The following is a 10,092-nucleotide window of genomic DNA, read 5'->3' as shown; positions in this document are numbered from 1 at the left end:
TTCCTCTCTTGTGATTTTTCCTTCCTTCAAAAACTCCTTCCAAGACCACCATGTGCAAACGCACGACTGGATTGTTTTGTCGGTAAACCGGATGCTTCCATCCGCGCATGGCTTAATGCCGAACGCTTCCTCTGAAAGGAAAAGTGCGTGCATGAGTTCGTCATAGTGCTCAATGCCGTAAGTGTCGAAACATGCGGGTGCTACATCGAGTGCTTTCGCTATCCGTTCGAGCGTATTCTGCTTCGGACTACGCTCACCGAGTTCATAGCTTCTAAAAGCCGATTCCCCTAGACCTGCGGCATTCGCCAGTTCTCGTTGCGTCATGTTCCGACGCATCCGTATTCTTCTAATGCTCTTTCCCAAAAGCCGTTGCTTACGATTGCATTTAGCCATTTCCATATATCCTGTCATTCGTTATCGAGGTTGTCGAAGTCCTCTATTTGCAGATGGATGTTGTTCCGGTTTGCTTCTCTTCGGAGCGCCGCGAGCGCTTCCATGATTTCGGAAAACGACGAGACCTCTTTCTCCAAAACGCGTTTCGCTTCCTCCGGGTCGAACACCTTCGCGCCGTAGGTGTTCAGGAACTTCATGAACTGGTTTAGGTTTGTTCCCTGCTTCGCGAGTTCGTGTGCTGCCTTTTTCAAAGGCTCGGTGTCGATGACCTTGATTGTCGCATCGTCAGAATTGATGAGTAGCGTCCGGGCGTAATCGGAAACCGTCATACCGTAATTCGCGGCTTTCCGCTTAAGCGTTCTCTTCTCACGTTCAGACAATCTGATGAGTACTGCGGTTTCTCTTTTTGCCACCTTCATCACTCCCCTTCTGTATTTTCTCAAAATCTCATAGTCGTATCGGTGCCGCCACCGTTTGACTATGACACGAAAGCGACGGTTCGCTTTGCTGAGTTACGGGAACCGGCAATCCTAAATTGTCGATTCGTTAAGCGTAAGCGTCCTCCCGTCAAGGCTCCGAAAGCCGCTCGGGAGCAAGATGGAAGTGTATGGAAAAGTCTCGTTTACGTGACTTTGTATATACGCTTCCCAAATCTTGCAACTCGAAGAGCGGCCTTGGCCGGTGAGCACTGATATTCTATCAGTGCGAGAGCAGAAAAGGCATGGAAAAGGGGGTGCCGCCGCACCCTTTCCCATGCCTTTTCTGCGGGGTTTCCGGCTTGCCCGGAAACCAAGAACCCGAGGTGCCGCCACCTCGGGTTCCCATCATCTGCGAAGACAAAATCAATTCCATCGAAGACCCGGCCTGAGCCTTCTGAACATTCTTGCGTAACAACCGCTACTTGGAAGCAATCGCCTTGGCAAGATATGCCGGACACCGAGCGTTATTTCCCATTATCTATTTTCCCTTTCTGCGATTTACTTTTCTTCCAGAGATTTCTCAGCCATGGGTAGATGGATTGCATGATGATAGCTTGGCATTTTCTCTCCTGCGCTTCCGAACAGAATCCTCCGTTGAACATGTCAAGCAAGAATAGGTAGTCGTTATAACCATCATATCCGTTGTACTTTGTCGGTCGAAACGCATCTTGCTCGTACAGGAAGTACAGGAGCTTGCGCGAGTAACTTCCGCTATGCAGATGGACGTAATCCTCTTTTCCGATTCTCGCCGCTTCCTCCATCAGTTTGATGGCTTGCTGCCAACCGGCAAGTTCCTCGTCCATATCGCTTTGCTCGAACTTCTTGATACAACTCGACCCAATCGGAGAGAGTGTTTCCCCGGTTTCCGTATTCGCTATCGTATAGACATAGCGAAGCCCCTCCTTTCCGCAAACGCATGTTGCAGAATGGGTTTCGTCAACCTCACATCCGACTATCTCCCACTCGCGTCTGGCACCTTCCCAATCATCTGCAACCGAAAGCCCTATCACGGTGCCGATTAAATTATCGGTATAGAGATTTCCCATGATGCGCATCCCATTTCTCTCATTGCTTCAATATGAAAACGGGCACCTCGATTAGTGCCCGTTTTCACTATCCACGATTTCGTTGAAAATCAATTTGCTAATTCGGATTGCAAGCCGCCGTTGCAATATCAAAGACCTTGAATGCCATGACCGTTATAGTATTCGTACATATCATACTTGTCGTGAAGCCAGAAATGCCTGCCCGTCCTTTTGCTCGTTCCGACGTGTGCGGGTTGACCGCAAATGGGGCAGATTCCCTTTAGGTCGCACCAATGCGTCCAATTCGGATACATCACGAATTGCTCTGTTCGAGTAAGCCGAGTTTCCAGCCGTTCTTTTCCAGAGCAACCAGCGCTTCGCGTTGCCGGATGCCGAGTCCGCCGACACGCCTGCTTTTAGAAATCCGGTACAGACGCATAATGAACTCCGCCTTGCTCGCACCGATGCCCGGAACACTTTGCAGAAGAGATGCGACCAAAATGCGTTTCGCATCCTTCTCGTCCATCGCATCCGTGAACGTAAGCTCGCCGGACTTCACGCGAGCTTTGAGTGCTGCATAGCGCCTGCGAGCCTGCATGGCAAGCTCTAGCGCATGGGCACGCTCCTCGCTGCTAAGGTTCGGCAGATGGTTCTCTTTCTCGGTCATCATTGCTTCCTACTTCAACTCGTTATCCCAAACGTTATCGTCCGCCTGCGCCGCGTGTTTCCAACGGCCTGCATCCGCCCGACCGTTCCAATCGGCGATGAACTTCTCGATAGCATCAGCACATCCGCTGTCGAGTGCTTCCGCCCACCTCCTGTTATTTTCATCACACCAATTCTGAAATACCGCGAACTCGGTGACACCGTTCTCGACGATGTACCTTCGCATCGCCCGCATCTGCTCGAAAAACTTCGCGGTGGCGGGAACCATGGTGATTAGGTTCATCTTCCATACCCCTCTTCCGAAATGAATCCGGCTACCGGCTTCGCTTCTTCTCTAATAAAAGCGCCCGTCGATGTATTTCTCAATAACCGGCGAAAGTCCGCTATCGAGCGCTAGCGACCAGCAGTCGTTGTTCTCATCGCACCAGTCCTGAAAATCGGTGAAGTCTGTGATGCCATTCTCGCGTATGTGTTTCCGCATCGCACGCAGCATGTCGTGCTTCGATTTTTCCGATTCCGTTACCATCAAGCCCATCCCTTCATCACCATCCCCTTAACCAAGCTCCTCGGCAAGCAGTCGGACGATGAGCTTGGTCATGCTCTCCCCCGTCTCGACGCGGTGGAGTTGCGCTTCTTTGTGGAGCCAAGCCGGGATGAGGAGACTGATTTTCTTGAGTTCCACCTCGTCCGTCTCATGCTTGCCGGAACCTTCCTTCTGGATATCCGCCATCTCGCGCTTGGACTTCTGCGCGCTCGCCATGAACGCGTTCGCTGTGGTCTTGTTAGCCATTGTTCTTCTCCTCTTCGTTCAGAACCGAATCTGCAAGCAGCTCAATCGGGGCGACCACATGGCTCTTCGGGTCGTAATCCGCCACGGACACACCGGCTGCTGCGGCACGTGAGAGGGCAACGGCGCGGGGAATCTTCGCGATGATTGGAACCTCCTCGCCCTCAAGGTACTCCACGAGCTGACGGTCGAGTGTGCCGTAGGCATAAAAGTTGTTGACGATGACATACGCTTTTGCGCCAGTGCCGGACTCACGTACGATATCGAGCGTTCTCAGCGTCGGCTCCATGTCGCGCGTGCTCGGAAGCATGGGTACGAGGATGAGATTCGCCGCGCGGCACCAATCGTTCACACCGCCCACGAGTACGCCCGCCGTATCGACAACCTGAAAATCGCACTCCTCCGCGAAATCCGGGTCATCGCAGACCTCATGGACGGAACCGCCCTGCGGGTCGGTAGTGACGAACGCCACGGTCTTGCCGCGACGCTCAAGCGCAAAGGAAAGCTCGTCCGCGATGGTGGTCTTGCCGACCCCGCCCTTCTGATTGAGCATCAAAATCGTGTACATGTTAGAAGTCCTTTCTGTCCTGTTTGAAAAACGCTACTCACGGGAATCGGATGCGCGCACAAGCCCGTAACCGACGGTGACGGAAAGTGCCGAGCACACGGCGAATACCGCAGCAGCCACGTTTCCGAAAACGACCGAAACCGTAAGTGTGAGAAACACCCACCATCCGACGGTCACCGCGAATAGCAGGCCGAGGAAGAGCATGAAGGGGATTTCCCGCACTGAATCGCCACGAAGGTGCATTCCGTCCTCCCTAGAACGGAATATCCGCATCATACGTTTCCGGTTCCGTAGACTGCCCCTGGGCAGAAAACGTATCCTTCCCGGCACCCTTCGAGTCCGCAAACTCGATATCGGTCACGAGGACGGAAAGGGCATGGCGCTTCTCATCGTTCTTCATCCAAGAGTGGTAGCGGAGCCGTCCATCCACCGAAACCTTCTTTCCCTTGGTGAGATAGTGAGCAAGTGCTTCGGCTCGCGCACCGAACAGGGCGCAATCGACAAACACCGGCGCATCGACATATTCGCCGGTCTCGCTGTCCTTCTTCTTCTCGTTGATGGCGAGTCCGAAGGTGAGGACACTCGTGGCATCCCCCTTTTTGCGAAGCTCCGCATCGCGCGTGAGGTTGCCCATGATGGTCACTCGGTTGATAGCCATTGTCTTTCCAATCTCTCGATGGTGTTTGCGGAGGATTCTGGAATCCTCCTGCCGGGAAAACTTTCGTCCCTTGCTGTCTATAAATATAGCAGACCAGAATACCAGCAACCCAGAGAGCAAGATAACCACATAGATTGCACACACTTACGCTGCAAAGATAAGGGCGTGTGAAAAGCAACGCTTCACACGCCCTAAGCACGTATCTACTCTGCTACGAGCCATTGTTCGAGCCATCGCTGCACGGCAAGCGTCGCGAGCGCGTCGGCAAGCGACCCGTGCGCCCTGCCCGTCCACTCGTATCCGATGTGGTCGGCGGCATCCACCAGCTTGTAGCGCCTTCCCATGAACCACGTGAACTCGTTCATGGTGTCCGTGATGCGTGCATCCTCCCTCGGGCGCACCCCGACGGCGGAAAGGAATCCGAGGTCGAATCCGACGTTGTAGCCGATAATCTCGTCCGCCCCTGCAAAGATTTCCCTCAGTCGCGGTATGGCTGTCTCGATAGTCGGCAGGTCTGCCACGTCCTCCGGGTAGATGCCGTTGACGGCGCTCGCGTGCGGCCATTCGGTCTTCACGGTCGGTCGGAACCTCTCATCCAACAGGACGGAACCGTCCCTTCCGATGATGGAGATGGTCAGAATCTCATCCGGGTCGCTACCGTTCGGATGAAGACCGGTGGTCTCGGTGTCAAAGCAAATGCTGTTCATATCTATCACCTAATCCATGTAACCGTAGACCGTCGTATAACGGTCTTCCTTGTAGTCGAGGAACCCATAGTTTTCACCGGGGCGTGCCTGACAAACGGGTTGTATTCGTCATCGACGAAATAGAAGGTTTCATCCCTCTTCGCGATATGCGCCGGGCGCTTGCAAGCCGGGCACCGTGATTTCAGGTCACGGTAATGTAACCACTCCGAATCAGTCATCGGCATATTCCCAGTGGTAGCCACCGGCCATCCCGGATGCAGCTGAACCGATACCGTTCGGCGATATCTTTGTTCTCTCCGCCGCGTCCTTTATGCTTTCATAAACAACGCCGGTTTCCGTGCAACGAACCTTTCTTCTACGTTTAGGCTTGAAGAACGAATCATCCGGCTTCAGCTCATCACCGTAATAGAAATGAATGCCATGCACGGCACTTCCATTTTTCATCGCGTGAAATACATTCGATTTGCTTATGCCGAGCATCCTTGAAACGAGACTAATGCTCTCAAAGCGTTCGCCTGTCTCAAGGCAGATGACCGGGCGCGATTTGTTGTTTGGCTTTTTCTTTTGGTTCCTTATCTTTTGACGGTACTCATCCGGCAACATCTCGCCAGCATAGTAATAGTAAAAACCTTTAATTGGCTTTCCTGCTTTTATCTGGCGAGATATGAAACCACTCGATACACCGATAGCGTTGGCTGCATTCTCCACGCTATTGAACTGTTTTCCAGTTTCAAGGCAAACAATCGTTTTTCTTTTTCCCATCCTGTTCGTCCCCTATCTCATCCGGGTCGCTACCGTTCGGATGAAGACCGGTGGTCTCGGTGTCAAAACAAATGCTGTTCATATCTATCACCTAATCCCATGTAACCGTAGACCGTCGTATAACGGTCTGCCTTGTGTTCCAGCCATGCCAGATACTCGTTCTTCGCAAGCTCGAACGCCCGCTCCTCGCGGCTTCCTTCCAGTGAGCTGAGATATGCGACGGTCGCATTCGGCTCATTGCCGTAACCATCATCAATCCTCCCGGACTCATCGCACGGGAGCCATTCGTTCTCTTTGTACTCCACGCGACGCTCGACCTCTACAGTCCAGTAGATGACGGAGCCGATGCCATCTTCCTCGTCATTGACCTCGTTCCCATGCGTCGATATGAATGCTTCCGCCGCCGCGAGCGCTTCCTCGGAGTTCTCGTATTCGCCAAGCTCATACGAATCTCCATCGCTGATATCCTCGTGGTCTCCGTCATAACCCGGACGCGTTGCAAAACTGAGCCGAAAGCTCCACCCGTTGACGAAATATCGAATCTTCCTGTCCATCTTGGCTCCCTTCTGCCATTGAACGGCTCGGTACCGTCCCTTTTACTGCCTATAAATATAGCAGACTGGCATACCAGCAAGCAGGATAACGGCAGGCTCCATACATCCTGCATATTCTGTTCAAAAAAGAAAGGCACCCTCCCGGATGCCTTCGTTCATTCGTCCAAATACTGCCAATGGTATCCTCCCGAACAGGTTCCGGCTTTAAGCGCATGACTAACGCTCGCGGCACTCCTTCCTATTGCCCTTCCGGCAGCAGAGATACCTTTGTACACGGCTCCCGTTTCGACACAAACGACCTTTCGTTTCGCACTCCTGCCAATCTTATACTGACATTCAGTGCAAACCGGTTTTCTCGTAATAGTTGCCCTCGTCTGATAACTTCTCCCGCAGACTTTGCAAATGAACCAATACTTTTGGTTCGTTCTAAACTCCGGGGAATCAGGTTCAAGTCCACCATTTTTCTTGTAATCCCAATTAGCTGCTAATGCGGGATTGAACACTGATAAAGCACCACGCTCCTCGACAGCTCTTTTACTTATCTTCCTGCCCGCTCTTTTTGCCCCACATACGGCGCATCCGCAGGGGTTCTTTTCTCTCGTTCTTAACCCCACGGCGCAAATCCATTCATGTCCGCATATATGGCATCTCCATCTGACTTTTACCGTATATTTTACAATTACCTCGTCTGCCGGAACTCCGTCGTTGAGTTCGGGGAGATAGTCTTTCGCGATTTCTGGGTATTGCGACTTGAGGTCATTGAATCCTTTTAGCAATTTCTTCTTTTTGCAATATGGGCATACTTTTTTGTCTTGCACCCGATAGCTAACCTCGCATTGCCAAGAGCCATGGCACGTTCTGCATTTCCACCAAACCTTCTTCCCGCTTCTCGCCATCACATCACTCGGCTTAAGTCCTCCGTTTTTCTCGTAGTCCCAATCGGCGGCAATATCAGGATATACAGTCTTCAAATCATTCCAGCCTTTGGCAAGTGTAAGTCCTCCTTCACAAGCAGGGCATAGGTTCGATTCAGCCGCAATCCAAAGTGCTCGCTGCCATTCGCATCCGCAATTTGGACACTTCCACCAGTAATTGTTGTATTTTTTAGCTAATTCCACTGAGCCATTTTTTTCTTCATCCCAAAGCTCGGCGAGCCGTCCATCAATCAGGATTTTCTTTTTTTCCTGCTTCTGGACTTTCCATGGAAAACCGATAGCATTAAGTCTGTCTATCTCATCCTCTTCAAGCTCGCGGCTTTCCATTTTTCCCCGAAGATACCTTATGGCCTGTTTTTCCCTATCGGCTTCTTTCATCTATCGTTCACAGCCTTCCACCGTTCGCTTGAGCTATCTGCTCAAGGAACGCAATCTTTTCCTCTACGCGCGACCGCTGTTGAAGCGATTTTCTAATTTCATCTGTGAGCTGCTTAAAGGTAAGCGTGTTGTCAATGATTTGGAAATCGCTCGGCGTGAACGGCAGTTGTTCGCCTTCGTCCGTCCGACTTTTGAACGCTTTCTCCATTCGTTTTGGGATTTCCTCCGCTACAGCGATAGAACCAAAGTTGTTGCAGAAGTCAAAAACGAGCGGGATTCGGTTTCCTCCCGAAGACAGTACGCGTCCGAGCTGCTGGTAGAACACGGTCGGTGATTTCGTCGGTCTGACCATCACGATGGCATCAACCCCCTTGACATGGACGGCTTCGTTGAGCTGGTTCACGCAGTAGAGCACCTTCAAGGCATCCGATTCATCATCCTTGAACGCCTGAAAGTCCTCGGAACCGTATGGGTCTGCACTCACAGTCTTATAGGCATGTATCTCGCTGTTTACCGCCCCGAACCATTCCCGCCGCAGGAGCATGAACTCTCGGAGCTTCGCAATGCGCGGGCAGAACACGATGACCTTCGCATTCCGTTTTTCAAGATGCTTTGCGATGATTTCGCGTACACCTCCTGCTTCTGTAAGAGAACGGCGAAGCTGCTCATATTTTTTCTGGAATCGCTTCATCACTCTCTCATTCTTTAATCCGGCAATAGATTTTGCCAGCCTTCCAAGCTCCTCCGGTGCTTCATAGAAAGCGGTGACGTATTTCGGAATCGGCAGTATCCCACGCAGCCACGCTTCCTCCAGCTCCATGGAATAGGCCACGTTTCCGTCGAACATCTCGTCCGCCATATTCCTTCCACCATCCGAGTAGCGGATAGGGGTGGCAGTGAATCCGACCACCTTGGCGCTCTCGTTCGCATTGAGGATGTGGGTAACGCCCTTCCCCCATTCCTCAGCCCCGCAATGGTGGAACTCGTCGGCGATTATCACATCGTAGGGCGGAACGCAGTCGTTACGGCGCTCCATTCCCATCGCTGCCGCATAGGTCATGAATTGCAGGTTCTCAGGCGTAAACCCCGGCGCAATCTCGGCAAGGTTCGCCATCTGGTCGTTGAACATGTAGTCGTTGGTGCCGAGCAGCAGGAACCGCTTGTCCGGGTTGTCCTGAACCATCTTCGCGATGATGACGAACTTCCCCGTTCCCGTCGGTTTGATGATGCAGGCGCGGTCGCGCTCCCCAAGCATGTCTAGGAGCGCGTCATATGCCTTCTGGTTGTGCTCGTACAGCTCAATCACGGAACTCATTGTCCATCCCTTCAACCCTTCTGACCGTTCTCGGTCTGCTCGCGATGCGCCGTGTCGTATCGCCAATCATCGACCGTGTACCGACGTTCGTGCATCGTCTCTACGGAAGATACCCTGTCCGTGCCGTCCTCGCCCCGATGGCACCGGACTTTCCTGACCACGACCCCGAACCCACGATTCTCGACAGATTTCCTATCCGCTGCCAAGCACGCTGCAAACCCTGTGAGAAACCGTGCTTTCAGGCCGTCTCCGGTCTCAACAAAGTCAATGAGTGCATCGACCAACCGCTCATAGCTCCTTGTCACGACCTTTCCGGTGAATCCCCATTTGCGGTGCGCCCCGTCGGTCAATGGCATCATCTTGCCTGTCATGACCTCGTACCTATCCATTTACACGCTCCCTACTTACGTTGCATCGAAAAAGAGGGACATCTCTTTCCCGATGCCCCTTCAACTCCTTAGCGAATGCCGTCCGGTGAATACGGTGACCAAGGCTGGCCGAGGAGAACCAGCCAGTCGCACTCCTCGCTCTCCCCCAGCCGGAACAGATAAACCGCATCCGAGACAATCTCCTGCCAGTATGCCGTAAGGTCACCGAACCTGCCGGTATACTTGCAGTGGGGAACAGTGCCGCCCCCGTCATAGACCATGACCATATCGTTTTTCTCGATTTTCATTTGCCCCGTCCTTTCTGCCTTTGGACGGCTCCGGTGCCGTCCCCCTTGCCGTTGTCTGTAATTATAGCTATGCGGCATACCAGCACACTCCACAACGCGAGACTCCACGCCGTCTCCATGGAACTCGGGTCATTAGGGGCGAGCAGCCCCTAATCTGAGGGAGCGCAAGCGACCGCGCCACGGAGAGAC

Annotated in this window: 17 protein-coding genes; all 17 read right to left on the bottom strand. The window is 52.7% G+C overall.

Features of this window, described 5'->3' with window-relative positions; all coding sequences use genetic code 11:
• Positions 1 to 393, bottom strand: a 393-nt coding sequence (locus tag AB5213_RS16575; RefSeq protein ID WP_368276983.1) for a helix-turn-helix domain-containing protein, incomplete at its 3' end; no start/stop codon positions are given.
• A gap of 14 nt (positions 394 to 407) precedes the next feature.
• Positions 408 to 806 carry a hypothetical protein gene (locus tag AB5213_RS16570; RefSeq protein ID WP_147364671.1) on the bottom strand — a complete coding sequence of 133 codons (399 nt, stop codon included), beginning with the start codon at positions 804 to 806 and terminating at the stop codon, positions 408 to 410.
• 530 nt (positions 807 to 1,336) lie between these two features.
• Positions 1,337 to 1,918 carry a hypothetical protein gene (locus AB5213_RS16565; protein ID WP_195479014.1) on the bottom strand — a complete coding sequence of 194 codons (582 nt, stop codon included), beginning with the start codon at positions 1,916 to 1,918 and terminating at the stop codon, positions 1,337 to 1,339.
• A gap of 292 nt (positions 1,919 to 2,210) precedes the next feature.
• On the bottom strand, positions 2,211 to 2,567 hold the full coding sequence (mihF, locus tag AB5213_RS16560; protein WP_368276982.1) for an integration host factor, actinobacterial type: 357 nt from the start codon (positions 2,565 to 2,567) through the stop codon (positions 2,211 to 2,213).
• Positions 2,568 to 2,573: 6 nt separating this feature from the next.
• Positions 2,574 to 2,846 (bottom strand): hypothetical protein, encoded by a 273-nt coding sequence (locus AB5213_RS16555; protein WP_195434967.1) that lies wholly within the window; start codon positions 2,844 to 2,846, stop codon positions 2,574 to 2,576.
• A 51-nt stretch (positions 2,847 to 2,897) separates the two neighbouring features.
• Positions 2,898 to 3,098: a hypothetical protein gene (locus AB5213_RS16550; RefSeq protein ID WP_195368086.1), complete on the bottom strand. Its 201-nt coding sequence runs from the start codon at positions 3,096 to 3,098 to the stop codon at positions 2,898 to 2,900.
• 18 nt (positions 3,099 to 3,116) lie between these two features.
• Positions 3,117 to 3,353 (bottom strand): hypothetical protein, encoded by a 237-nt coding sequence (locus AB5213_RS16545; RefSeq protein ID WP_055158124.1) that lies wholly within the window; start codon positions 3,351 to 3,353, stop codon positions 3,117 to 3,119.
• Positions 3,346 to 3,918 carry a ParA family protein gene (locus AB5213_RS16540; RefSeq protein WP_055168044.1) on the bottom strand — a complete coding sequence of 191 codons (573 nt, stop codon included), beginning with the start codon at positions 3,916 to 3,918 and terminating at the stop codon, positions 3,346 to 3,348. The genes AB5213_RS16545 and AB5213_RS16540 overlap by 8 nt, the downstream gene beginning before the upstream one ends.
• Before the next feature lie 33 nt (positions 3,919 to 3,951).
• The gene (locus tag AB5213_RS16535) at positions 3,952 to 4,161 is read right to left on the bottom strand and encodes a hypothetical protein (RefSeq protein WP_055168042.1); all 210 of its coding nucleotides are present in this window, start codon (positions 4,159 to 4,161) and stop codon (positions 3,952 to 3,954) included.
• Positions 4,162 to 4,171: 10 nt separating this feature from the next.
• Positions 4,172 to 4,576, bottom strand: coding sequence for a single-stranded DNA-binding protein (locus AB5213_RS16530; RefSeq protein ID WP_368276980.1), 405 nt, complete (start codon positions 4,574 to 4,576; stop codon positions 4,172 to 4,174).
• Between the two features lie 203 nt (positions 4,577 to 4,779).
• On the bottom strand, positions 4,780 to 5,283 hold the full coding sequence (locus tag AB5213_RS16525) for a 3'-5' exonuclease (protein ID WP_368276979.1): 504 nt from the start codon (positions 5,281 to 5,283) through the stop codon (positions 4,780 to 4,782).
• 210 nt (positions 5,284 to 5,493) lie between these two features.
• Positions 5,494 to 6,045 (bottom strand): hypothetical protein, encoded by a 552-nt coding sequence (locus AB5213_RS16520; protein WP_368276978.1) that lies wholly within the window; start codon positions 6,043 to 6,045, stop codon positions 5,494 to 5,496.
• A gap of 62 nt (positions 6,046 to 6,107) precedes the next feature.
• Entirely contained in the window at positions 6,108 to 6,599 is a 492-nt protein-coding gene (locus AB5213_RS16515) for a hypothetical protein (RefSeq protein ID WP_368276977.1), read from the bottom strand.
• A 155-nt stretch (positions 6,600 to 6,754) separates the two neighbouring features.
• Positions 6,755 to 7,912: a zinc-ribbon domain-containing protein gene (locus AB5213_RS16510; protein ID WP_368276976.1), complete on the bottom strand. Its 1,158-nt coding sequence runs from the start codon at positions 7,910 to 7,912 to the stop codon at positions 6,755 to 6,757.
• Between the two features lie 7 nt (positions 7,913 to 7,919).
• Positions 7,920 to 9,227: a DEAD/DEAH box helicase gene (locus tag AB5213_RS16505; RefSeq protein WP_195488027.1), complete on the bottom strand. Its 1,308-nt coding sequence runs from the start codon at positions 9,225 to 9,227 to the stop codon at positions 7,920 to 7,922.
• A gap of 11 nt (positions 9,228 to 9,238) precedes the next feature.
• Positions 9,239 to 9,616 carry a hypothetical protein gene (locus AB5213_RS16500; RefSeq protein ID WP_368276975.1) on the bottom strand — a complete coding sequence of 126 codons (378 nt, stop codon included), beginning with the start codon at positions 9,614 to 9,616 and terminating at the stop codon, positions 9,239 to 9,241.
• Positions 9,617 to 9,684: 68 nt separating this feature from the next.
• On the bottom strand, positions 9,685 to 9,903 hold the full coding sequence (locus AB5213_RS16495) for a hypothetical protein (RefSeq protein ID WP_117774010.1): 219 nt from the start codon (positions 9,901 to 9,903) through the stop codon (positions 9,685 to 9,687).
• Positions 9,904 to 10,092: the final 189 nt, after the last annotated feature.

It is taken from the genome of Coprococcus sp. RTP21204st1_G4_RTP21204_210225 (genome assembly GCF_040915385.1).
GTDB lineage: Bacteria > Bacillota > Clostridia > Lachnospirales > Lachnospiraceae > Allocoprococcus > Allocoprococcus comes.
The sequence above is the reverse complement of the archived record's forward strand: the minus strand, read 5'-3'. Positions and strand labels throughout refer to the sequence as shown.

Excerpts from the sequence above, each read along its gene's own strand:
- AB5213_RS16525 (WP_368276979.1), bottom strand. The coding sequence starts at position 5,283 with ATGAACAGCATTTGCTTTGACACCGAGACCACCGGTCTTCATCCGAAC.
- AB5213_RS16515 (WP_368276977.1), bottom strand. The coding sequence starts at position 6,599 with ATGGACAGGAAGATTCGATATTTCGTCAACGGGTGGAGCTTTCGGCTC.
- AB5213_RS16530 (WP_368276980.1), bottom strand. The coding sequence starts at position 4,576 with ATGGCTATCAACCGAGTGACCATCATGGGCAACCTCACGCGCGATGCG.
- AB5213_RS16510 (WP_368276976.1), bottom strand. The coding sequence starts at position 7,912 with ATGAAAGAAGCCGATAGGGAAAAACAGGCCATAAGGTATCTTCGGGGA.
- AB5213_RS16550 (WP_195368086.1), bottom strand. The coding sequence starts at position 3,098 with ATGGGCTTGATGGTAACGGAATCGGAAAAATCGAAGCACGACATGCTG.
- AB5213_RS16565 (WP_195479014.1), bottom strand. The coding sequence starts at position 1,918 with ATGGGAAATCTCTATACCGATAATTTAATCGGCACCGTGATAGGGCTT.
- AB5213_RS16505 (WP_195488027.1), bottom strand. The coding sequence starts at position 9,227 with ATGAGTTCCGTGATTGAGCTGTACGAGCACAACCAGAAGGCATATGAC.
- AB5213_RS16520 (WP_368276978.1), bottom strand. The coding sequence starts at position 6,045 with ATGGGAAAAAGAAAAACGATTGTTTGCCTTGAAACTGGAAAACAGTTC.
- AB5213_RS16545 (WP_055158124.1), bottom strand. The coding sequence starts at position 3,353 with ATGGCTAACAAGACCACAGCGAACGCGTTCATGGCGAGCGCGCAGAAG.
- AB5213_RS16495 (WP_117774010.1), bottom strand. The coding sequence starts at position 9,903 with ATGAAAATCGAGAAAAACGATATGGTCATGGTCTATGACGGGGGCGGC.
- AB5213_RS16555 (WP_195434967.1), bottom strand. The coding sequence starts at position 2,846 with ATGAACCTAATCACCATGGTTCCCGCCACCGCGAAGTTTTTCGAGCAG.
- AB5213_RS16535 (WP_055168042.1), bottom strand. The coding sequence starts at position 4,161 with ATGCACCTTCGTGGCGATTCAGTGCGGGAAATCCCCTTCATGCTCTTC.
- mihF (WP_368276982.1), bottom strand. The coding sequence starts at position 2,567 with ATGATGACCGAGAAAGAGAACCATCTGCCGAACCTTAGCAGCGAGGAG.
- AB5213_RS16500 (WP_368276975.1), bottom strand. The coding sequence starts at position 9,616 with ATGGATAGGTACGAGGTCATGACAGGCAAGATGATGCCATTGACCGAC.
- AB5213_RS16540 (WP_055168044.1), bottom strand. The coding sequence starts at position 3,918 with ATGTACACGATTTTGATGCTCAATCAGAAGGGCGGGGTCGGCAAGACC.